The organism is Aquicoccus sp. SU-CL01552 (assembly GCF_040365005.1).
In the GTDB taxonomy this organism is placed as follows: domain Bacteria; phylum Pseudomonadota; class Alphaproteobacteria; order Rhodobacterales; family Rhodobacteraceae; genus Antarcticimicrobium.
On sequence record NZ_BAABWV010000005.1, the window covers coordinates 165959 to 187262 of the forward strand.

17 protein-coding genes are annotated in these 21304 nt (G+C 66.1%); 10 read left to right on the forward strand and 7 right to left on the reverse strand.

All coding sequences use genetic code 11. The annotated features are described in order from the left end of the window. The first annotated feature begins 84 nt into the window (after positions 1-84). The 3 genes from ABWV23_RS07855 (at position 85) to ABWV23_RS07865 (ending at position 3672) form a co-directional block, all read left to right on the forward strand. Positions 85-2235: a malate synthase G gene (locus tag ABWV23_RS07855; protein ID WP_353346692.1), complete on the forward strand. Its 2151-nt coding sequence runs from the start codon at positions 85-87 to the stop codon at positions 2233-2235. An 83-nt stretch (positions 2236-2318) separates the two neighbouring features. Then, complete coding sequence (locus tag ABWV23_RS07860) at positions 2319-2744, forward strand: GlcG/HbpS family heme-binding protein (protein WP_353346694.1); 426 nt, start codon at positions 2319-2321, stop codon at positions 2742-2744. Between the two features lie 151 nt (positions 2745-2895). Next, entirely contained in the window at positions 2896-3672 is a 777-nt protein-coding gene (locus tag ABWV23_RS07865) for a gamma-glutamyl-gamma-aminobutyrate hydrolase family protein (RefSeq protein ID WP_353346695.1), read from the forward strand. A gap of 105 nt (positions 3673-3777) precedes the next feature. On the opposite strand, the gene ABWV23_RS07870 is transcribed toward ABWV23_RS07865, so the two are convergent. Both ABWV23_RS07870 and ABWV23_RS07875 read right to left on the reverse strand, forming a co-directional pair. After that, entirely contained in the window at positions 3778-6018 is a 2241-nt protein-coding gene (locus ABWV23_RS07870) for a xanthine dehydrogenase family protein molybdopterin-binding subunit (RefSeq protein WP_353346697.1), read from the reverse strand. A gap of 4 nt (positions 6019-6022) precedes the next feature. Next, complete coding sequence (locus tag ABWV23_RS07875) at positions 6023-6487, reverse strand: (2Fe-2S)-binding protein (protein WP_353346699.1); 465 nt, start codon at positions 6485-6487, stop codon at positions 6023-6025. A gap of 102 nt (positions 6488-6589) precedes the next feature. Here ABWV23_RS07875 and ABWV23_RS07880 point away from each other — a divergent pair, with 102 nt between their 5' ends. Then, on the forward strand, positions 6590-7177 hold the full coding sequence (locus ABWV23_RS07880; RefSeq protein WP_353346701.1) for a TetR/AcrR family transcriptional regulator: 588 nt from the start codon (positions 6590-6592) through the stop codon (positions 7175-7177). Positions 7178-7180: 3 nt separating this feature from the next. On the opposite strand, the gene ABWV23_RS07885 is transcribed toward ABWV23_RS07880, so the two are convergent. Then, positions 7181-7933 carry an SDR family NAD(P)-dependent oxidoreductase gene (locus ABWV23_RS07885; protein ID WP_353346703.1) on the reverse strand — a complete coding sequence of 251 codons (753 nt, stop codon included), beginning with the start codon at positions 7931-7933 and terminating at the stop codon, positions 7181-7183. 143 nt (positions 7934-8076) lie between these two features. On the opposite strand from ABWV23_RS07885, the gene ABWV23_RS07890 reads away from it, so the two are divergent. The 5 genes from ABWV23_RS07890 (at position 8077) to ABWV23_RS07910 (ending at position 14215) form a co-directional block, all read left to right on the forward strand. After that, entirely contained in the window at positions 8077-9036 is a 960-nt protein-coding gene (locus ABWV23_RS07890; protein WP_353346705.1) for an MBL fold metallo-hydrolase, read from the forward strand. Positions 9037-9094: 58 nt separating this feature from the next. Further along, positions 9095-9544: a methyltransferase family protein gene (locus ABWV23_RS07895; protein ID WP_353346707.1), complete on the forward strand. Its 450-nt coding sequence runs from the start codon at positions 9095-9097 to the stop codon at positions 9542-9544. 130 nt (positions 9545-9674) lie between these two features. Further along, positions 9675-11246, forward strand: a complete 1572-nt coding sequence (locus tag ABWV23_RS07900) for a Re/Si-specific NAD(P)(+) transhydrogenase subunit alpha (RefSeq protein WP_353346709.1) — start codon at positions 9675-9677, stop codon at positions 11244-11246. Between the two features lie 13 nt (positions 11247-11259). After that, positions 11260-12735 (forward strand): NAD(P)(+) transhydrogenase (Re/Si-specific) subunit beta, encoded by a 1476-nt coding sequence (locus ABWV23_RS07905; protein ID WP_353346711.1) that lies wholly within the window; start codon positions 11260-11262, stop codon positions 12733-12735. A 184-nt stretch (positions 12736-12919) separates the two neighbouring features. Next, positions 12920-14215 (forward strand): DUF3422 family protein, encoded by a 1296-nt coding sequence (locus ABWV23_RS07910; RefSeq protein WP_353346713.1) that lies wholly within the window; start codon positions 12920-12922, stop codon positions 14213-14215. On the opposite strand, the gene ABWV23_RS07915 is transcribed toward ABWV23_RS07910, so the two are convergent. The 4 genes from ABWV23_RS07915 to ABWV23_RS07930 all read right to left on the reverse strand — a co-directional run bounded on the left by ABWV23_RS07915 (position 14136) and on the right by ABWV23_RS07930 (position 19212). Continuing rightward, a complete protein-coding gene (locus tag ABWV23_RS07915) occupies positions 14136-15209 on the reverse strand; it encodes a YeeE/YedE family protein (RefSeq protein ID WP_353346715.1) in 1074 nt (357 codons plus the stop codon). The genes ABWV23_RS07910 and ABWV23_RS07915 overlap by 80 nt on opposite strands. A gap of 218 nt (positions 15210-15427) precedes the next feature. Beyond that, positions 15428-16402, reverse strand: a complete 975-nt coding sequence (locus ABWV23_RS07920) for an ABC transporter permease (protein WP_353346717.1) — start codon at positions 16400-16402, stop codon at positions 15428-15430. Beyond that, entirely contained in the window at positions 16395-17402 is a 1008-nt protein-coding gene (locus tag ABWV23_RS07925) for an ABC transporter permease (RefSeq protein ID WP_353346719.1), read from the reverse strand. The genes ABWV23_RS07920 and ABWV23_RS07925 overlap by 8 nt, the downstream gene beginning before the upstream one ends. Before the next feature lie 106 nt (positions 17403-17508). Further along, on the reverse strand, positions 17509-19212 hold the full coding sequence (locus ABWV23_RS07930; protein ID WP_353346721.1) for a peptide ABC transporter substrate-binding protein: 1704 nt from the start codon (positions 19210-19212) through the stop codon (positions 17509-17511). A gap of 267 nt (positions 19213-19479) precedes the next feature. Here ABWV23_RS07930 and ABWV23_RS07935 point away from each other — a divergent pair, with 267 nt between their 5' ends. Then, a complete protein-coding gene (locus tag ABWV23_RS07935; protein ID WP_353346723.1) occupies positions 19480-21300 on the forward strand; it encodes an ABC transporter ATP-binding protein in 1821 nt (606 codons plus the stop codon). The last annotated feature ends 4 nt before the right edge of the window (positions 21301-21304 follow it).

Below are 21304 nucleotides of genomic sequence, written 5' to 3' on the forward strand. Positions count from 1 at the left end.
CAAAAGACTTTACCGACGTGTTGCCGATAGGAAACTTTCGTTCTAGACGGTGAACAAGGGCATTTTTGCAGGAGGCGTTTGGCAATGACGAAGAGAGTGGAGCGGCACGGGCTGCAGGTAGCGGCGGACTTGGCAGGCTTCGTCGAGGACCGGGCGCTGCCCGGCACCGGCGTGACGGCAGAGACCTTCTGGGCGGGTCTGGCGCGCATGGTCGCCGAGCTGGGGCCGAAGAACCGCGCCTTTCTCGCCACCCGCGAAAAGATGCAGGGTCAGATCGACGCCTGGCACCTCGCCCGCAAGGGCCGGCCGCATGATGCCGCCGCGTACGAGGCCTTCCTGCGCGAGATCGGCTACCTGCTGCCCGAGGGCGCGGATTTTGCCATCGACACCGCCGGCGTCGATCCTGAGATCGCCCATGTGCCCGGCCCGCAACTGGTGGTGCCGATCACCAACGCCCGCTTTGCGCTGAATGCGGCCAACGCGCGCTGGGGGTCGCTCTATGATGCGCTTTACGGCACCGACGCGCTGGGCGACCTGCCCACGGGCGGCGGCTATGATTCCGCGCGCGGGGGCCGGGTGATCGCCTGGGCCAAGGCGCACCTGGACAAGGCGGTGCCGCTCGAGCGCGTATCCTGGGCCGAGGTCACCGGCATCGACCAGGACGCGGGCGGGGTGATCCTGGCCAGTCCGCAGGGGCCGGTGCGGCCGGTGGATCCGGCGCAATACGCCGGGCGCAACGCGGATGGGTCGGAGTTCCTGTTCACTTGCAACGGGTTGCATATCCGCGTGGTCCTGGGGCCCGACACCCCGGTGGGCCGCGACGATCCGGCGGGGATCAGCGACGTGATCCTGGAATCGGCCATGTCCACCATCATGGATTGCGAGGACAGCGTCGCCGCCGTCGATTCCGAAGACAAGGTGCTGGCCTATTCCAACTGGCTCGGCCTTATGAGGGGCGACCTGAAGGAAAGCGTGAGCAAGGGCGGCAAGACCTTTGACCGGGTGCTGGCGCCGGATCTGGAGTTCACCGCCCCGGACGGCGGCGTCATCACGCTGAAAGGTCGCTCGCTGATGCTGATCCGCAATGTCGGCCACCTGATGACCAACCCGGCCATCCTTGACGGGCAGGGCGGCGAGATCCCCGAGGGGTTGCTGGATGCGCTCTGCACCACGATGATCGCCATGCATGACCTCAAGGCGCAGGGCGGCAACTCGCTGCACGGCTCGGTCTACGTGGTCAAACCCAAGATGCACGGACCGGCCGAGGTCGCCTTCGCGGTCGAGATCTTCGACATGGTCGAGGATATTCTCGGCCTGCCGCGCAATACCGTGAAACTCGGCATCATGGACGAGGAGCGCCGCACCAGCGTGAACCTCAAGGAATGCATCCGGGCGGCGAAATCGCGGGTGGCCTTCATCAACACCGGCTTCCTCGACCGCACCGGCGACGAGATCCACACCAGCATGGAAGCCGGCCCGATGCGGCCCAAGGGCGAGATGAAATCGACCCCCTGGATCACCTCTTACGAGGATCGCAACGTCGATATCGGCCTGGCCTGCGGCTTGCAGGGCAAGGCGCAGATCGGCAAGGGGATGTGGGCGATGCCCGACCGCATGGCCGACATGCTCGAGGCCAAGATCGGCCATCCGCAGGCGGGTGCCAACTGTGCCTGGGTGCCCTCGCCCACCGCCGCCACGCTGCACGCGACGCATTATCACCTGGTCGATGTCTTTGCCCGCCAGGACGAGATCGCCGCCGGTGGCGCGCGCGGCACGCTGGGCGACCTGCTGACCATCCCGGTGATGGAGGGGCGCAACCTGAGCGATGACGAGATCGCCCGCGAGATCGAGAACAACGCGCAGGGCATCCTGGGCTACGTGGTGCGCTGGATCGACCAGGGGGTCGGTTGCTCCAAGGTGCCCGACATCCATGACGTCGGCCTGATGGAGGACCGCGCCACCTGTCGCATCAGCTCGCAGGCGCTGGCGAATTGGCTGCATCATGGCGTGGTGAGCGAGGACCAAGTGATGGAGGCCCTGCGCAAGATGGCGCAGGTGGTGGATCGGCAGAACGCCGGTGACGCGGCCTATCGACCGATGGCGCCGGGGTTTGACGGCATCGCCTTTCAGGCCGCCTGCGACCTGGTGTTCAAGGGCCGGGTTCAGCCCTCGGGCTATACCGAGCCGGTGCTGCATCGCCGCCGGCTGGAACTGAAGGCGCAATTGGCGGGATGAGCTGACGGGGCGCGGGGCAGTCTAGCTCCTCGCCCCGGAGCGTATTTTCAGCCGAGAAGAAAACAAAATAGGGAGAGGACGGCATGGCGATAACATTGGACCAGGCCCGCAGGATCATCAGCGCGGCGCGCGACAAGGGGCGCGAGCTGGGATTGAAACCGCTGTCCCTGGCGGTGCTCGACGCGGGCGGCCACCTGCTGGCCTTCGAGCGTGAAGACGGCGCCTCTCCGGGCCGGTTCGCCATTGCCCACGGCAAGGCTTACGGCGCGGTGATGCTGGGCATGGCGGGCAGCGCCCAGATGGCCCGGGCCGAGGCACAGCCCTATTTCATGGCGGCGGTCAACGGCGTCTACGGCGGCCAGGTGATCCCGGTGCCGGGCGGTGTCCTGGTTCGCGATGGAACCGGCGCGGTGGTGGGGGCGGTCGGCGTGACCGGCGATACCTCGGACAATGACGCCGCCGCCGCGCTGGCGGGGATCGAGGCCGCCGGCCTGACCGGCGAGGCCTGATCGCGCGCGCCGCCGCTGCCCGGTTTTCGGGCGCGCGGCCCGGTTGTGCGCCCCGGCACAACCGTCTGCGCCGTGATGCAGGGGCGGGGTGTTGCAGCGCCCCGCGCGGCCCTGTATCCAGTGCGTGTATACACGTGAAAGTGAGCAATTCATGGCCCGCCCCGTTGTCGGCATCATCAGCAATTCCTTTCTGATCAACGACAGCTATCCGACCCACGCGGGCGGAACGATGAATTCCGAGGCCGTCGCCTGCGTCGCGGGCTGCGTTCCGCTGATCATCCCCGCCGATCCGCGCTTTGTCCCGGTCGAGGACCTGCTTGATATCTGCGACGGGTTCCTGCTGACCGGCGGGCGGCCCAACGTTCACCCCGAGGAATACGGCGAAGAGGCGACCGAGGCGCATGGTGCCTTTGACCGGGCGCGCGACGCCGTGGCGCTGCCGCTGGTGCGCGCCTGCGTCGAGCGCGGCCAGCCCTTCCTGGGGATCTGCCGCGGCTTTCAGGAGGTCAACGTGGCGATGGGCGGCTCGCTCTACCCCGAGATCCGCGATCTGCCGGGGCGGATGAACCACCGGATGCCGCCCGAGGGCACGCTGGAAGAGAAATTCGCCCTGCGTCACCGGGTGCGGCTGGCCGAGGGCGGCGTGTTTCACAAGCTGTTCGGCGCGCCCGAGGTGATGACCAACACGCTGCACGGGCAGGGCATCAAGCGCCCGGGCGCTCGCATCGAGGTCGAGGGCTGGGCGCCCGACGGCACGCCCGAGGCGATCCATGTCAAGGATGCGCCGGGCTTTACCCTCGCGGTGCAGTGGCACCCGGAATACGACGCCGCCAACGACCCGGTCTCGCGGCCCCTGTTCACCGCCTTCGGCGATGCAGTGCGGGCCTGGTCCGCTACGCGCCGCGCGCCCCTGCAACGCAGCGCCTGAGCGTCCTTTCCCGACCTGACGCAAGGCGGTCCCGAACCGGACTGCACTGTCGCCGGTTTCGCAAAGAGGGCTGGCTCGCCGGGTGACGGACCAACCCCGGAGTTCTCAGACCAGCAGATCGAAGTCGTGCATCAAGGGCAGGCTGCGCGCCCGCTTGCCGGTCAGGTCGAACAGCGCATTGGCCAGCGCCGGCATCGAGGGTGGCGTGCCCGGCTCGCCCGCGCCGCTGATATGCTCCTGGTTCTGCAGGATGCGCACCTCGGTCGTCGGGGTGTTATGGATGCGCAACGCGTCGTAATCGGGAAAGTTCTGCTGTTCGACTGCCCCCTCGGCAAAGGTGATCTCGCCAAAGCAGGCCGCCGACAGCCCGTAGACCATGCCGCCGGACAGCTGCGCCTCGAGGTTGCGCGGGTCGAGCGCCACGCCCACGTCCGCCGCGATCCAGGCCCGGCTCATGGCGATACCGTCCTTGGTGTCGCGAACCTCGATCACCGTCGCCGTGGGGGTGCCGAAACTGTAGCAGAAGCCGACCCCGCGACCGACGCCCTCGGGCGTCTCGCCGGTCCAGTCGGACATCTCGCGCACCGTCTCCAGAACCGTGGCGGCGGGGGCGTATTCCGCCCGCGCCAGCTCCAGCCGGAACGCCAGCGGATCGCGCCCGGCTGCATGGGCCATCTCGTCGATGAAACTGTCGAACAGAAAGCCGTTCATCGACGCCCCGACCGAGCGCCAGAAGCCGACCGGGATGGTGAGATCGGCGAGGTAGCCGCGAACGCGGAAATTGGGGATGGCGTAGGGCTGGTTGAAGGCGCCGTCCACGGTGCCCTTGTCCGGACCGGCGGCGGGCAGGCCAAGCCAGCGGCCCATCGCCTGTTGCGTCGGCGATTGCGCCGCGATCTGGCCGTCGAGCAGCACCGCCTTGCCATCCTTGACCGCGCCGCGGAACCGCGCCAGCGCGCCGGGACGGTAGAAATCGTGGGTCATGTCCTCTTCGCGCGACCAGGTCAGTTGCACCGGCGTGCCCGGCATCTCGGCGGCCACCTGCGCGGCGTAGACCGAGAAATCCAGCTCTCCGCGCCGGCCAAAGCCGCCGCCCATGTAGGTGGTGTGCACCTCCACCGCCTCCGGGGCCAGCCCGACCGCCGCGGCGCAGCTCTTGCGGGTGAACAGCGGCGCCTGGTTGCCGCACCAGACCTCCAGCTTGATGCCCGAGTACAGCGCCGTGGCGTTCATCGGCTCCATCGTCGCATGGGCGAGGTAGGGCACGCGGTACTCCGCCGTGATCTCGGTGGCGCCCTCGGGCAGGGTCGCGGCATCGCCGTCGTCGCGCAGGGTCGAGTTGGCGCCGCCGTCAAAACCCGCTGCGATCCGGTCGAACACCGCCTCGGTATCGGGCGGGTTGGTGCCCATCTCCCAGTCGATCTCGACCGCCTCTGCCGCCTGCATCGCCAGCCAGGTGTTCGAGGCGACAACGGCGATCCCGTTGCCCAGGTTGACCACCCGGTCCACCCCCGGCATCGCCCGCGCCGGGCTGTCGTCGAACCGGATCATGCGCCCGCCCAGATGCGGGTTCATCCGCAATGCGGCGAACCGCATCCCCTCCAGCCGCACGTCGATGCCAAAGCGCGCGGTGCCGGTGACCTTGTCCACCATGTCGACGCGATCGACGGGCTTGCCGAGGATGCGCCATTGCGCCGGGTCGCGCAGCGGCGCGTCGATCGGATCGAGCCCGGCGGCGGCCTCGGCCAGGTCGGCATAGGCGATCTCGCGTCCATCGGCGGCGATGACCATCGCCTTTTCGGTGCGCAGATCGGCGCGCGCCACCCCCAGCAGGTCGGCAGCGGCCTGTTTCAATGTCTCGCGGGCGCTGGCGCCGGCGGCCCGCATGCGGCTGTAGCCATCGACCATCGAGGTCGAGCCGCCGGTCACCTGCATGTTCATCACCTTGCCGACCCGGCCCAGCGTCTCGGCCAGCGTGTGGCCGAAGCTGGTTTTGTCATAGCCCTTGCCGGGCAGCGCCTCGCCCAGCAGGGCGCTGTTGTAATAGGCCTGCGCGGCGGGGCCGTGCAGCACGCGGATCTGGTCCATCTCCACGTCCAGCTCCTCGGCGATCAGGGCCGCCCAGGTGGTCTGCACGCCCTGGCCCATCTCGGCGCGCGGGGCGATGAGGGTGATGCCGTTGGCGTCGATCAGCACGAAGGGGTTGAGCGCGCCGCCGCCTGCTCCGGGCGTCAGCGGGTTGGGGGCGGGGCGGGCGACGTAATAGGTGCCGAAGGCCACGCCACCGACGATGGCGGCGGAGCCGATGAGAAAGCTGCGGCGGGCGATTTTTCCGATGCTGGCCATGGGATCAGGCCTCCTTCATCATCTTCGCGGCGCTGTGGATCGCGGCGCGGATGCGGGGATAGGTGCCACAGCGGCACAGGTTGCCCTGCATCGCCGCGTCGATCTCGTCATCGCTGGGCGCGGGGGTCTCGGCCAGCAGCGCGGCGGCCTGCATGATCTGGCCGGACTGGCAATATCCGCATTGCGCCACCTGGTGTTCGGCCCAGGCGCGCTGGATCGCGGCCATGGCGTCGGGTGTTCCCAGCCCCTCGATGGTGGTGACCTCGCCCCGGACATCGCCCAGCGGGACCTGGCAACTGCGCACCGCCTCGCCGTCGATCTGCACGGTGCAGGCGCCGCAGGCGGCCACGCCGCAGCCGTATTTTGTCCCGGTCAGCCCGATCTCGTCCCGCAGCACCCAGAGCAGGGGCACATCCTCGGGCAGGTCGATGTCGTATCGGGTTCCGTTGACGGTAAGGGGGGTGGGCATGGGGATCTCCCTGGTGTGGATGCCGCGCAAGGTATGACATAAATGGTATAAAATGTCAGGATGTCAATTGACAGTTTTTCGGTAACCTGCAATCCAACATGGATGGCGGCGGCAGACACAGATTCCAATTCCAAGCAGGCGGCGATCCTCGCCTCAAGCTGGCGGGCCTTTGCCACCTATGGGTTTCGCAAGACCTCGATGGAGGACATCGCGCGCGGTGCGGGCATGTCGCGCCCGGCGCTCTACCTGCATTACCGCAACAAGGACGACATCTATCGCCACCTGGTGCGGCAGTATTACGACGACGCGGCGGCGGCGGTCGAGGCGGCGCTTGCGGGCGACGGTCCGGTGACCGAGCGGTTGGCAGCGGCCTTTGCCGCGCAGGGCGGCGCGGCGGTCGAGGCGATGCTGACCTCGCCGCACGGGATGGAGCTGCTCGACGCCGGGCAGTCCGCCGCCGCCGAGATCATCCGGCAGGGCGAGGCGCGGCTGGCCTCGGTCTATGCCGCATGGCTGGAGGCGGCGGCGCAGGCGGGGATGATCCGGTTGCCCGGTCCGGCGCCGACCGTGGCGGCGACCCTCGCCGCCGCCCTCAAGGGCCTCAAGATGACCGCGCCCGATTACCCCGCCTACCGCGCCCGCGTGGCGCTGCTGGCCGCGATGATCGGCGACGGGCTGGCGCGACCCTGAGCCTCAGGACTGGCCGCCGGCGATCTCGATGCACTGGCCGTTCACGCTCTCCGATCCGGGTCCGACCAGCCACATCGCGGCGGCGGCCACCTCTTCCGGGGCGATCAGGCGGTTGTGGCGATTGGCGCTGACCATCATGTCGCGCGCCTTTTCCTCGCTGACCCCGGCGCGCTGGGCGATGCTGTCGACGTTGCGGCTGACAATCGGGGTGTCGACATAGCCCGGGCAGATCGCGTTGAAGGTAAAGGGGGTGCCGATGTAATCCTCGCTCAGCGCGCGGGTCAGCCCGATCACCCCGTGTTTCGAGGCGGTATAGCCCGCCGCCCCCTTCAGCCCGCGCAGCCCGGCGATGGACGAGATGGTGAGGACACGGCCCCAATCGGTCTGTCGCATCGAGGCAAGGCTTTCGCGGATGGTCAGGAAGGCCCCGTCGAGGTTGGTGGCCATGATGTTGCGCCACATCTCCAGCGAGGTCTTGTGCAGCGCGCGGCCCTCGGCGATGCCGGCATTGGCGACGCAGATCTGCACCGGTCCGCGCGCCGCCACCGCGGCTTCGATCTTGGCGACCACGTCGCCCTCGTCGCGCACGTCCATCGCAAGGCCGGTCAAGCCCGGGCCGGCGACCTCGTCCAGAACCTCCTGCCGCCGCCCGGTGATCGTCACCTGCGCGCCCCCGGCCGCAAGCGCCCGGGCGATGGCCAGCCCGATGCCGGTTCCGCCGCCGGTGACCAATGCGTGTTTGCCGTTCAGTGTCATTCGCCTGTTCCTCCCTTGGGTTGCCGTCACCCTAGCGGGCGCGGACTGCGGGACAAGGGTCGTCGTTCCGTCACTTTACTTACCCATTCACAGATGCGAATGTTTGCCGGATTTCCCGCATGGGATCACGTTTGGGAGGAGTCATGAAGTATCTGTTGAGCGCCGCCGCCATCGCCGTGGCCAGCATCACCGCCACCGCCGGATGGGCGAGCGAGGACATCGCCGATCAATATCCCCAGTCCGAGCTTTATTCCAAGCCGGTCGAGGTGATCCCGCATGTGTTCTCGGCCATCGGCGCCACCGCGCCGCCGACCTATGAGAATTCCGGCCACAACAACAACCTGTCCTTCATCGTCACCGACGAGGGTGTCGTGGTGATGAACGCCGGCGCCTCTGCCCGCCTGGCCGCCGCGCTGCACGACGAGATCAGGCGCGTCACCGATCAGCCCGTGGTATTGGTGATCAACGAGAATGGTCAGGGCCACGCTATGCTGGGCAATAGCTATTGGCGCGACCAGGGCGTGGATATCCTGGCCCATGCGGACGCGGTCGAGGAAACCACCGAGAACGGCGATTTCATCCTGCAGGGGATGCAGCGCTACAACCGCGACAAGGCCGAGGGCACACGGGTCGAACATGCCAACCTGACCTTTGAAGAGGAATACGACATCACCCTTGGCGGGGTAGAGATCAAGGTGCTGCATCTCGGCCCGGCCCATGATCCGGGTGATACGCAGGTCTGGATTCCGCAGTGGGGGCTGATGATCACCGGCGACATCGCCTTTCACGAGCGGATGTTGCCGATCTTCGAGACCACCTGCACCAGTTGCTGGCTGGAGACATGGGAGGAGAAGCTGGAGCCGCTCGCCCCCACCTATGTGATTCCCGGACACGGGCACCCGACCAATTTCGCCCAGGTGCGACGCTATACTCACGACTACCTGCTGGACCTGCGGGCCAAGATCCAAGATCATCTGGACTCGGGCGGCGACCTGGCCGGTGCCTATTACGTCGATCAGTCCCGATGGGAACACCTGGACACGTTCGAAGAACTGGCGACCAAGAACGCCGGTCGCGTGTTCGCCGAGATGGAGTGGGAATGAGTCAAATTTCTTCGAAGAAATTTGTCAGGATTCTTCGAAGAATCCTGCAGGAGCGCGCATGAAGTGGATCGACACGCCCCCCGCCTGGCTGCTCGGTGCGATCCTGATCGCCTGGGGCCAGGCCCGGTATTATCCCGCCGGGCTTGAGTTTGGTGGCGCCTGGTCCGATTTCGCCGGCGGCCTGCTGGTCGGGGGCGGGGTGCTTCTGATGCTGCTGGCGGTGGTCGAACTGCGCCGCCACCACACCACCGTCCTGCCCCATGGCACCCCCAGCGCGCTGGTGCAGTCGGGGATCTACAAGCGCAGCCGCAACCCGATCTACCTGGGCGACCTGCTGGTGCTCGCCGGGCTGATCCTGCGCTTCGACGCGGTGCTGGCGCTGCCGCTTCTGCCGATCTTCACCTGGGTGATCGAGCGCCGCTTCATCCTGCCGGAGGAAGACCGCCTGCGCCGTACCTATCACGCCGATTTCGGGCGTTATGAACAAAAAACACGCCGTTGGGTGTAACTGATATGTATCAAATACCCCGTGCGACCTTTGCCGCGCTTGCGTAATTTTCTTGCGCGCGATAGGTGACGGATTTGCAAACTGTACCGTATCGCGTCCCGCGCAGGGGCGACAAAGGGGGACCAGATAGGTGAAGATAGGGACACCGAAGGAAATCTACGAGGGCGAAGCGCGGGTGGCGATGACACCCGACTCGGCCAGGCAACTGCAAAAGCTGGGTTATGAGTGTGCCATCGAGACCGGGGCCGGCGCGGCCGCCGGGTTTTCGGATGCCACCTATGAGGCGGCCGGTGTCGAGATCGTCAAAACCGCGGCGGCGCTGTGGAAGACGGCCGACATCATTGCCAAGGTGCGCCAGCCGAACGAGACCGAGCTGAAGCGCCTGACCAAGGACAAGACGCTGATCTCCTTCTTCAATCCCGGCGGGAATGAAGAGGGGCTGGAACTGGCCAAGTCCAAGGGCGCCACCGTAATCGCCATGGAAATGGTGCCGCGGATCTCCCGCGCGCAGAAGATGGACGCGCTCAGCTCGATGGCCAATATCGCCGGCTACCGCGCGGTGATCGAGGCGGGCAACAACTTTGGCCGCTTCTTCACCGGCCAGGTGACGGCGGCGGGCAAGGTGCCCCCGGCCAAGGTGCTGGTGGTCGGTGCCGGTGTCGCGGGTCTTGCCGCGATCGGCACCTCGACCAGCCTCGGCGCGATCACCTATGCCTTCGACGTGCGTCCCGAGGTGGCCGAACAGGTCGAATCGATGGGTGCCGAGTTCGTCTATCTCGATTTCGAGGAAGAGCAGCAGGACGGCGCCGCCACCGGCGGTTATGCCTCGGTGTCGAGCCCTGAATTCCGCGAGGCACAGCTGGCCAAGTTCCGCGAGCTGGCGCCCGAGGTAGACATCGTGATCACCACCGCGCTGATCCCCAACCGCGAGGCGCCGGAACTGTGGACCGAGGACATGGTCAAGGCCATGAAGCCGGGCTCGGTGATCGTCGATCTCGCCGCCGAGAAGGGCGGCAACTGCAAGCTGACCGTCGCGGACGAAAAGATCGTCACCGACAACGGCGTCACCATCATCGGCTATACCGATTTCCCCAGCCGGATGGCCTCGCAAGCCTCGACGCTCTATGCCACCAACATCCGTCACATGATGACCGACCTGACGCCCGAGAAGGACGGCAAGGTCGTGCACGACATGGACGACGACGTGATCCGGGGCGCCACCGTCACCCATGACGGCGAAATCACCTTCCCGCCGCCGCCGCCCAAGGTTCAGGCGATCGCGGCGCAGAAGAAGGAAAAGCCCAAGGAACTGACGCCGGAAGAAAAGCGGGCGGAAGAGGTCGCGGCCTTCAAGCAGCAGACCAAGACCCAGGTCACCCTGTTGACGGTCGGCGCGGTGCTGCTGCTGGGGGTGGGCCTGGTGGCCCCGGCCAGCTTCATGCAGCACTTCATCGTCTTTGTGCTGTCGGTCTTCGTCGGCTTCCAGGTGATCTGGAACGTCAGCCACAGCCTGCACACCCCGCTGATGGCGGTCACCAATGCCATTTCGTCGATCATCATCCTGGGCGCTCTGTTGCAGATCGGCTCGGGCTCGGGGCTGGTGATCGTCCTGGCCGCGCTGTCGGTCTTCATGGCCGGGATCAACATCTTCGGTGGCTTCCTCGTGACTCGGCGCATGCTCGCCATGTTCCAGAAATCGTAAGGAGTAGGGGATCATGGAATTCGGATTTACCACGGCGGCCTATGTGGTCGCGGCCGTCCTCTTCATCCTGTCGCTGGGCGGCCTCTCGGGGCAGGAAAGCGCCAAGCGCGCGGTCTGGTACGGCATCGCCGGCATGGCGCTGGCGGTCTTTGCAACGCTGATCGGCCCGGCACAGGGGCTTTGGCTGCTGTCGATCGTGCTGCTCGCCGCAGGCGGCGTGATCGGCGCCTATGTGGCCGGCAAGGTCGAGATGACCGGCATGCCGCAACTGGTCGCCGCGATGCACTCGCTGGTCGGTCTCGCGGCGGTCTTCGTGGGCTTCAACGCCCATTTCGAGATGGGCCATGTCGGCGCCATCATGGCGACGGCCCCGGACGCGCTGGACGCCACCGGACTCGCGGCCTGGACGCATGACCTGCATCTCGGCACCTTTGCCGCGCTGATCGCGCACAAGACCCCGGTCGAGCTGAACATCCTCAAGGTCGAACTCTTCCTCGGGATCTTCATCGGGGCGGTCACCTTCACCGGCTCGGTCATTGCCTATGGCAAGCTGGCCGGCAAGGTGAACTCGGCCGCCAAGAAGCTGCCCGGCGGCCACATGCTGAACGCCGGCGCCGCAGCCCTCTCGCTGATCTGCCTGATCTGGTACTTCAACACCGGGGGCTTCGTGCCGCTGGCGATCATGACGCTGGCTGCCTTCTTCATCGGTTACCACCTGATCATGGGTATCGGCGGCGCCGACATGCCGGTGGTGGTCTCGATGCTGAACAGCTACTCGGGCTGGGCGGCGGCGGCGATCGGCTTCAGCCTCGGCAACGATCTGCTGATCGTGGTCGGTGCGCTGGTCGGCTCCTCGGGCGCGATCCTGTCGTACATCATGTGCAAGGCGATGAACCGCTCGTTCATCTCGGTGATCCTGGGCGGCTTCGGCGGTGCGGCTGGCCCGCAGATGGAGGTCGAGGGAGAGATGATCGCCATCGACGCCGAGGGTGTCGCATCGGCCCTGAACGAGGCCGACAGCGTCATCATCATCCCCGGCTACGGCATGGCGGTGGCGCAGGCGCAGAACGCGGTCAGTGACCTGACCAAGAAGCTGCGCGCCAAGGGCAAGAACGTCCGCTTTGCCATCCACCCGGTGGCCGGCCGTCTGCCGGGGCACATGAACGTGCTTCTGGCCGAGGCGCGGGTGCCCTATGACATCGTGATGGAGATGGACGAGATCAACGATGATTTCCCCGACACCGACGTGGCGATCGTCATCGGCTCGAACGACATCGTGAACCCGGCCGCGCAAGAGGACCCCAACAGCCCGATCGCCGGCATGCCGGTGCTGGAGTGCTGGAAGGCGAAACAGGTCTTCGTCTCCAAGCGGGGGCAGGGCACCGGCTATTCCGGGATCGAGAACCCGCTGTTCTACAAGGAGAACACGCGCATGTTCTACGGCGATGCCAAGGACAGCCTCGACAAGCTGATCCCGCTGATCGACTGATCGAAAGGCCAACCGAAACGCGTCAAAGCCCCGCCCCTGTGGCGGGGCTTTTTCGTTTTCCCGGGGGCGCCGCCGGGTCGACGCGGTTCGGTATGCCACTGTATTCCGGTAACACATTGAAATAAAAAAGTTTTTGTTTTTTCGCCCCGGCTGCGTTTAGATAGGGCAAAGCAAGGACCGACAGATGCCCCCGATCGAAGACCACCCTTTGCGTTACCGGCTCGCGAACGAGCTGCACGCGCGCCCGTTTCCGGCGATGAAGAACACCTCGACGGTGGTCTACCTTGCCATCAAGCAACCGAAAGAGGCGGTCAGCCGCGACCGTGCCGCCGACGTGGCGCACCTGACCGACCTGCTCGACCGCCACGGCGCGCCGCACCCACAGCCGGGCGCCACCCACTACAGTGGCCGCATCGGGCGCCACGCGCTGAAATGGGAACAGCATACCGAGTTCGTGACCTATACCGCGATCTCCGACGGGCTCAGCGACCGGCCCTTCGATCCGGCCGATTTCGCGGTCTTCCCCGAGGATTGGCTGAACGCGGCGCCGGGTCAGCGCATCACTTCGATCGCGCTCCGGGTCTGCCCGCGCCCGGACGAAGCCGGCGTGAACGCCGCGCTGGCCGATTGGTTCGTGCCCGAAAGCACCGCCGCCTCCTACGTTCTGGACGATGCGGCGGTGGCGGCGGGCGATTTCCGTATCGACCCGGCCGGTCACATGCGCTTTGCCGTCTTCGTGGGCGAGGGGGCCGGCCAGCGACGCATCGGCCGCGTGGTCCAGCGGCTGTGCGAGATCGAGACCTACAAGGCGATGTCGATGCTGGGGTTCTCCCGCGCTCAGCAGCTCTCGGGCGAGATTGGCACGCTCGACAACCACCTGTCGCAACTCATGGTCGACATGACCGGTGGTGGCATCCCGGCGGAACAGACCCTGACCAAACTGCTGTCGATTTCCGCCGAACTGGAATCGATGGGCGCGCGCAGCTCGTTCCGCTTCGGGGCCACCGGCGCCTATGAGGCGATCGTCAACCAGCGCATCGCCTCGCTGCGCGAAGAGCGGTTCCAGGGCCGCCAGACCTTTGCCGATTTCATGGCCCGTCGCTATGCGCCCGCCATGCGCACGGTGACCTCGACGCGAGAGCGGCTGCAGGCGCTGGCGGATCGCGCCATGCGCGCGGGTGAGCTGTTGCGCACGCGGGTGGACGTGGAACGCAGCGCGCAGAACCAGGCGCTGTTGGCCAGCATGGACCGCCGCGCCGACCTGTCGCTGCGGCTGCAACACACGGTCGAGGGGCTCTCGGTGGTGGCGATCAGCTATTACGCGGTGTCACTGGCCAGCTACCTGCTCTACCCGGTGGCGCATGCCGCCGGGCTGAGCAAGGGGATGTTGACCGGGGCGCTCACTCTGCCGGTTGTGCTGGCCGTATGGGGCGCGGTGCGCCGGATCCGGAAAGGGATCGAGAAAGGATCGCATTCATAGCGATCCCGCCCAGGGCGATCGCGGCCAGCGCCAGGATCGCCGCAAGGCTCAGCGTCGGCACCCCCGACAGCCCCGCACCCAGGGTGCAGCCGCCGGCCAGCACGCCGCCCACGCCCATCAGCACCGCGCCGGCTAGGTAACGGCCGGTCTGTGCCGGCCCGTCGAAACTCTGCCAGGCGAATTCCCCGCGCAGCAGGGAGGCCGCCAGCGCCCCCAAGACCACGCCACCGACCAGCGCCGGCCCGAACCCCGCTGGCACCGCCGAGGACGCGACGGTAAAGAACAGCGTCTCCGACATCGGCGAGGTGAAGGACAGGCTTTCCATCGCGATCGGCTCGAATTCGTCGAACAGGATGAACCCGGTCCCGACCCATCCCAACGCGGCCAATACCCCGATGGCCGCCGCCCCAATGAGCGAATGCGGCGCGGCGCCCGAGCGCAGCGCGTAAAGGAGCGCGGCCGCCGCGATCAGCGCGGCCCAGACCGGCGCGCCGCCGGGCAGGGCGGCAAGGGTGGTGAAATTCCCCAATTCGACGGTCAAACTCCCCAATCCGGTGCGCAGCGGCGCCAACACCCCCTTGAGCGTGGCATGGGCCGTGACCGCGAACACCAGCAGCACCAGCAGCGCCCGCAGGTTGCCGCCCCCCGCCAGAACCGTCAGCCGCGACACGCAGCCCCGGGTCAGCACCATACCGGCGCCAAAGGCCAGCCCGCCCAGCACGATGGCCAGCACCGGCAGACCGGACGCGAGAAAGCGGTGATCCTCGAACCCGATCCAGCCCAGTGCCACGGCCCCCTGCGTGCCGATCACGGCGATGGCAAGCGCGGTCAGCCAGACGCCCATCGCGCTGCGACGATCCGTGCCGACCAGAGCCCGGCGCAGGCAGAACCGGGTGATCTGTGCCAGCACGCCAAAGGCAAGGCCCAGACCGAGGCCGAACAAGACGCTGACCTCGCGCGCGGTGGTGTCCTCGAACCCGAATGTCTCGAACATGTCATAGCCTCGCAAAAACGGAACAAAGTCCCACTAGGGCGGGGATGACGCGAAAAACAAGGTGATAAACCGTCTGTTTGTCGGTGTCTCCGGGAACGATTTCCCGTCTGCGCCCCGCTTTGGCGGAGGGGCGTTTTGCCGTCCGCACCCCGCCGAAACCAAAACCGCCGCCCGGGTGGGGGCGGCGGTCGGTTCCGTTCCTTTTTGTCCTGTCCGGCTCAGCGGCCCCGGATGCGCGGATCCAGCGCGTCGCGTAGCCCGTCGCCAAGGTAGTTGACGCTGAGCACGGTCAGCGAGATCGCCAGCCCGGGCCAGAACACCCGCTCGGGGTATTGCTGGAGATAGTCGGTGGCATCGAACAACAACCGCCCCCAGGTCGGGAAATCCGGCGGAAAGCCGAGGCCGAGAAAGCTCAGCGCGCTTTCGGTGATGATCGCGGTGGCGATGCCCAGCGTCGCCGAGACCATGATCGGCGACAGCACGTTGGGCAGGATATGGCGCAGGATCATCTTGGTGTTGGTGGTCCCGATCGAGCGGGCGGCCAGGACGAACTCGCGCTCCTTCAGCGCCAGAACGTCGCCGCGCACGATGCGTGCGGTGGGCATCCAGCTGGTCACCCCGATGGCCGCCACGATCAGGATGAAGATCCCGCGTTCCGGTCCGAAGGCCGCGTTCAGAGGATCGCGGAACAGTAGCATCATCACAAGCAGCAGCGGCAACAGCGGCAGCGCGAGGAACAGGTCGGTCAGCCGCATCAGCAGCCCGTCCAGCCGCTTGAAAAAACCCGCCATCACGCCGACGAACGAGCCCAGCCCCAGCGCCAGCAGCATCGCCGTGATGCCGACCGAGACCGAGGTCTTGCCGCCCGCCATCATCCGCGCAAAGGTATCGCGCCCCAGCTGGTCGGTGCCGAACGGGTGGTCAAAACTGGGCCCCTGGTTGCGGGCGCGGATGTCGATATGGGTGGCGTCCAGGGTCCAGACCAGCGGCCCGAGATAGACCCAGAACACGATCACCAGGAACATGATGCCGCCATAGAGCGCGCCCTTGTGGTGCTTGAACTGGTCCCAGACCTCGCGCCACTGGTTGGTGGGGGGCTTGGTGAATTCCTCCAACGGGCCGGCACCGCCGGGCAGGGCGGTCGAGGCCGGGGCAAGCCCTTCGTCGGGGACGAGACGGTCCTTGTCAGTCATAGCGGATCCTCGGGTCGAGCAGGCCATAGAGCACGTCGGCGATCAGGTTGAACAGCACGATCAGCACGGCGAAGATGAAGGTCAGCGTCTGCACCATCGGCAGGTCGTTGGCCTGGATCGCGCCGATCAGTAACTGGCCGATCCCGTTCACCTTGAACACCTGCTCAGTGATGATGGCGCCGCCAAAGATCGACGGCACCCCCAGCGCGATCACGGTCACAACCGGGATCATCGAGTTGCGCAGCACGTGGAGCATGACCACGGTGGTTTCGCCCAGCCCCTTGGCGCGGGCGGTGCGCACGTAGTCCTGATTGAGGTTGTCCAGCATCGAGGCGCGCATGAACCGGCTGATCTGCGCGGTGATCTGCAACGCCAGCACCATCACCGGCATCACCATCTGCTGAAGCTGGACGACGAAGCTGTTCCAGTCGACCACCTTGTGCGTGGTGTCATAGATCGACGGGAACCAGCCCAGGTTGACCGAGAAGACCACGATCACCAGCACGCCGGAAAAGAACGGCGGTACCGAGAAGCCGACCATCGAGACAAAGGTGCCGGCCTGGTCGAACCAGGAATATTGCTTGTAGGCGGAATAGATGCCGATCGGGATCGCGATCAGGATGCCCACGATATAGGCGGTGCCGACCACCCAGAGGGTCTGCGGGATGCGCTGGACCACGATGTCCATCACCGGGCTGCGGGTCTGCCAGGAGATCACGCGCAGGTCGCCGACCGAGAAGGAGGTGCCGAAGACCGAGTCGATCAGAACCTGCGGCTCGATCCAGAAGAATTGCACGATCCACTTCCAGAACCGGATGTGCATCGGTTGCCCAAGGCCCAGCGCCTCGCGCATCTTTTCCTTCACGTCGGGGGGAACGGTCAGCGGAACCTGCGCCATGGGGTCGCCCGGCGCCAGTTCCAGCAAGAGAAAAATGACGAGACTGATGAACAAAAGCGTCGGAACGGCCAGAACCAATCGTCGGATGGTGAAGGTCAGCATTCGGGAGCGCGCCTTTGCAGCTTGATTGTGTGGTTATTGCCCGAGTGTCTTGGGTCACCCGCCCCGGAACGCTGCCGGGGCGGGTCACGTCCTGACGGACGCGGTGTCAGCCGTCCTTGCGGTACCAGTCAGCCGCGTTCCACAGCTCGGTATCCCAGACGTTCAGGATGACGCCGCCCAGCGTGTTGGAGTGGGCGGACAACCGGCCACGGTGCACAAGCGGGATCATGCCGCCTTTTTCGAACACCATCGCGTTCAACTGCTGCCCGATCTCCGCGCGCTTGGCCGCATCGGCGGTCTTGGTCAGCTCTTCGTGCAGCGCGTCATATTCCTCGTCGCAGAAGCGCGAGATGTTCTCGCCCTGCCACTGGCTGGCGGGGGTAGGCGCCTTGTCGCACAGCCCGTTGCCGAAATAGCTTTGCGGGTCGGTGCCGTTGAAGGTGTTGGCGTACATCTCGACGTCGGCATAGAACTTCTGGAAGGTATCCGGGCTGCCCGGGTCGCCGCCGAAGAACACGCTGGAGTTGACGTTGCGCAGCTCGCTCTCGATGCCGATCTCGCTCCACCACTGCTTGATCAGCGCCTGGAAGTCCTGGCGCACCGCGTTGGTCGAGGTCTGGTAGAGGATTTTCATCGGCTTGCCGTCCGGGGTTTCCCGCACGCCGTCGCCGTTGCTGTCCTTGTAGCCCGCCGCTTCCAGCATGGCCTTGGCGCCCTCGATGTCCTGCATGTCGCAGCCCTCGATATCGGCGGCATAGATCGCCGGTGCCGGGACCCAGTTACAGGTGACCTTGCCCGCCTTGCCATAGCCGATCTCGACCAGAAGCGGGCGGTCGATCGCCATCGACATCGCCTTGTAGACTGCCGGATCGCTCAGGAACGGGTGCGGGCGGATCACCGAACGCTCATCCGGGCCAAGCGCCGGATCGGGGTTGGTGTTGTTCAGCATGATCCGTTCGACCAGCGGGCCGAAACCGGCGACCGCAACGCCCTTGCCGCCCTCTTCCATCCGGGCAATCACGTCGGGCGCAAGCTGCAGGTTCCAGGCATAGTCGAACTCGCCCGTCTCCATCACCGCGCGGCCCGCCGCGGTGGCATCGCCGCCGCCCTTGAAGGTCACGTTGGCAAAGGCCGGCTTGCCCGGGTCGCGATAGTTCGGGTTGGCCGACAGGGTGATCACGTCGTTCGGGCGGAACTCGTCCACCACGAAGGGGCCGGTGCCGATCGGGTTGAAGTTCTGCTCGGTGCACTCCGGCGCCTTGGCGCCCATGCAGTCGGCGAACTGCGCCGCCTGCAGGATCGGGCTCTCGCCGCCAACGAAGGGACCATAGGGGAACGGCGTCGGCTTCTCGAAGGTGACCTTGACGGTCAGGTCATCGGGGGTCTCGACACTGGTGACGCCCTCGAACTTGGTCACCTGCGCACAGCCGCCCTCGGGGTGGGTGCAATACTCATAGGTGAACTTCACGTCCGCCGAGGTAAAGGCGCTGCCGTCGGACCATTTCAGGCCGGGGGTGATCTTCCAGGTGATCGAGGTAAGATCCTCGCTCACGCCGCCGTTCTCGACGGTTGGCACCGCGTCGACCAGCCAGGGCACCAGCTCGCCCTTTTCGTTGTAGCGGGCCAGCGGTTCGATCACCAGCGAGGAGGATTCCACATCCTTGGTGCCGCCCGACAGGAACGGGTTCAGGATCGAGGGGGCCTGCCAATAGATGATGTTGACAGTGCCGTCGGAACCCCGTTCCGCCATGGCGGCCGGGGCCAGCGCCGCAGATGCGATCGCGCCGAGCAATAGGGCTTTCATCTTCATTTTACACTCCTTGTCGGACACTTGCGTGACCATTTTTCCGCTTGAGATGCGGATGGTTATATGTCCGCCGCAGGTCTCAACCACTTGCTGCGCCAAGGATTTTATCCCATGGCACAGCAGGGCCGGTGACCCGGGCAGCGGATATTCGACCATCGAAACAGAGTTTGGGAAAAAAGCAAGCCTTGGCGTCGGGAAAACCCGCCCGGGGGGTTTGACAGCCGCCACGACGCCGCCTTAGCGTTCAGACTTCAACAAGGGGATGGTGCCGTGCTGGATAATCCGATTGCCCGGATCGAGGGCCTCAGGGTCGAATTTGAAACCAAGGACGGGCCGGTTGTCGGGGTCGAGGACATCTCGTTCGAGGTCGCGCCGGGCGAAACCGTCTGCATCGTGGGCGAATCCGGGTCCGGAAAATCGGTTTCCTCCCTGTCGCTGATGCGGCTGGTCGAGTTCGGCGGAGGCGACATTGCCGCTGGGCGCCTAATTTTTGATCGCAAGGATGGCCAAAAAGTGGACCTGGCCGCCGCCGAGCAGGATCTGATGCGCCATATCCGCGGCAACGAGATCGGCATGATCTTTCAGGAGCCGATGACGGCGCTGAACCCGGTCTTTACCGTGGGCCGCCAGCTGACCGAGGGGCTGCGGGTGCACATGGGGATGACCCGGGCCCAGGCCGAGGCCCGCGCGCTGGAACTGCTGAAACAGGTGCGCATCCCGGAACCGGAACGGCGGCTGAAACAATACCCGCATGAACTGTCCGGCGGCATGCGCCAGCGCGTCGTGATCGCCATGGCGATGGCCTGCGAGCCGCGCCTGCTGATCGCCGATGAACCGACCACCGCGCTCGACGTGACGATCCAGGCCGAGATCCTGGCGCTGATGGACCGGCTGAAGCGGGAAACCGGCACCGCAGTGATGTTCATCACCCATGACATGGCGGTGGTGGCCCAGATGGCCGACCGCGTCGTGGTGATGTTCCGCGGCAACAAGGTCGAGGAGGGCACGGTCGAAGAGATCTTCGAGAACCCGCAGCACGACTATACCAAGGCGCTTCTGGCGGCGGTGCCCAAGCTGGGCGAGATGCGCGGCAAAGCCGCACCAGAACCGATGAAGCTGATGGGCGTCGAGGGTCAGAACCTCGCGCCGATCCCCGGCACCGACAAGCCGCTGCTGACGGTCAAGGGGTTGACCACGCGTTTCGCGGTCAAGGGCGGGTTCTTTCGCCGCACGGTGGCCAATGTGCACGCGGTCGAGGATGTCTCCTTTACCCTGAACAAGGGTCAGACCCTCAGCCTCGTGGGCGAATCCGGCTGCGGCAAGTCCACCGCCGGACGCTCGATCCTGCGGTTGGTCGAACCGGACGCGGGCGAAATCGACCTCGACGGGGTCGACATCATGCAGCTGGACCAGCGCGACCTGCGCAAGGCGCGGCTCGACATGCAGATGATCTTCCAGGATCCTTTCGCCTCGCTCAATCCGCAGATGCAGCTGCTGGACCAGGTGGCCGAACCGATGCGCAACTACGGCATCGCTAGCGGCTCTGAGATCCAGGACCGGGTCGCCAACCTGTTCGACCGGGTGCACCTGCCGCGCAGTTTCATGCGGCGTTATCCGCACGAGATGTCGGGCGGCCAGCGCCAGCGGATCGCCATCGCCCGTGCGCTGGCACTGAACCCCAAGCTGATCGTCTCCGACGAGGCAGTCAGCGCGCTGGACGTCAGCGTGCAGGCGCAGGTCCTGAACCTGATGATGGAGCTTCAGGCCGAGCTTGGGCTGTCCTATCTCTTCATCAGCCACGACATGGCCGTGGTTGAACGCGTCAGCCACCACGTCGGCGTCATGTACCTGGGCCGGATCGTCGAGATGGGGCCGCGCGCGCGGGTGTTCGAGAACCCGCAGCACCCCTATACCCAGGCGCTGATGAAGGCGGTGCCGATCGCCGATCCGCACCGGCGCAAGTCCGAGAAGGATCTGAACTTCAAACCGATCCCCTCGCCGATCCACGGTCTCGACTACGTGGCCGAGCCGTCGCGGTACAATGAGGTGGAGCCGGGGCATCTCGTCCTGACCACCGACAGCGGGTATTGAGGGC

What these genes read in the sequence shown, in the direction of transcription:
- ABWV23_RS07855 (WP_353346692.1), top strand. Translation starts at nt 85, where the DNA reads ATGACGAAGAGAGTGGAGCGGCACGGGCTGCAGGTAGCGGCGGACTTG.
- ABWV23_RS07860 (WP_353346694.1), top strand. Translation starts at nt 2,319, where the DNA reads ATGGCGATAACATTGGACCAGGCCCGCAGGATCATCAGCGCGGCGCGC.
- ABWV23_RS07865 (WP_353346695.1), top strand. Translation starts at nt 2,896, where the DNA reads ATGGCCCGCCCCGTTGTCGGCATCATCAGCAATTCCTTTCTGATCAAC.
- ABWV23_RS07870 (WP_353346697.1), bottom strand. Translation starts at nt 6,018, where the DNA reads ATGGCCAGCATCGGAAAAATCGCCCGCCGCAGCTTTCTCATCGGCTCC.
- ABWV23_RS07875 (WP_353346699.1), bottom strand. Translation starts at nt 6,487, where the DNA reads ATGCCCACCCCCCTTACCGTCAACGGAACCCGATACGACATCGACCTG.
- ABWV23_RS07880 (WP_353346701.1), top strand. Translation starts at nt 6,590, where the DNA reads ATGGCGGCGGCAGACACAGATTCCAATTCCAAGCAGGCGGCGATCCTC.
- ABWV23_RS07885 (WP_353346703.1), bottom strand. Translation starts at nt 7,933, where the DNA reads ATGACACTGAACGGCAAACACGCATTGGTCACCGGCGGCGGAACCGGC.
- ABWV23_RS07890 (WP_353346705.1), top strand. Translation starts at nt 8,077, where the DNA reads ATGAAGTATCTGTTGAGCGCCGCCGCCATCGCCGTGGCCAGCATCACC.
- ABWV23_RS07895 (WP_353346707.1), top strand. Translation starts at nt 9,095, where the DNA reads ATGAAGTGGATCGACACGCCCCCCGCCTGGCTGCTCGGTGCGATCCTG.
- ABWV23_RS07905 (WP_353346711.1), top strand. Translation starts at nt 11,260, where the DNA reads ATGGAATTCGGATTTACCACGGCGGCCTATGTGGTCGCGGCCGTCCTC.
- ABWV23_RS07910 (WP_353346713.1), top strand. Translation starts at nt 12,920, where the DNA reads ATGCCCCCGATCGAAGACCACCCTTTGCGTTACCGGCTCGCGAACGAG.
- ABWV23_RS07915 (WP_353346715.1), bottom strand. Translation starts at nt 15,209, where the DNA reads ATGTTCGAGACATTCGGGTTCGAGGACACCACCGCGCGCGAGGTCAGC.
- ABWV23_RS07920 (WP_353346717.1), bottom strand. Translation starts at nt 16,402, where the DNA reads ATGACTGACAAGGACCGTCTCGTCCCCGACGAAGGGCTTGCCCCGGCC.
- ABWV23_RS07925 (WP_353346719.1), bottom strand. Translation starts at nt 17,402, where the DNA reads ATGCTGACCTTCACCATCCGACGATTGGTTCTGGCCGTTCCGACGCTT.
- ABWV23_RS07930 (WP_353346721.1), bottom strand. Translation starts at nt 19,212, where the DNA reads ATGAAGATGAAAGCCCTATTGCTCGGCGCGATCGCATCTGCGGCGCTG.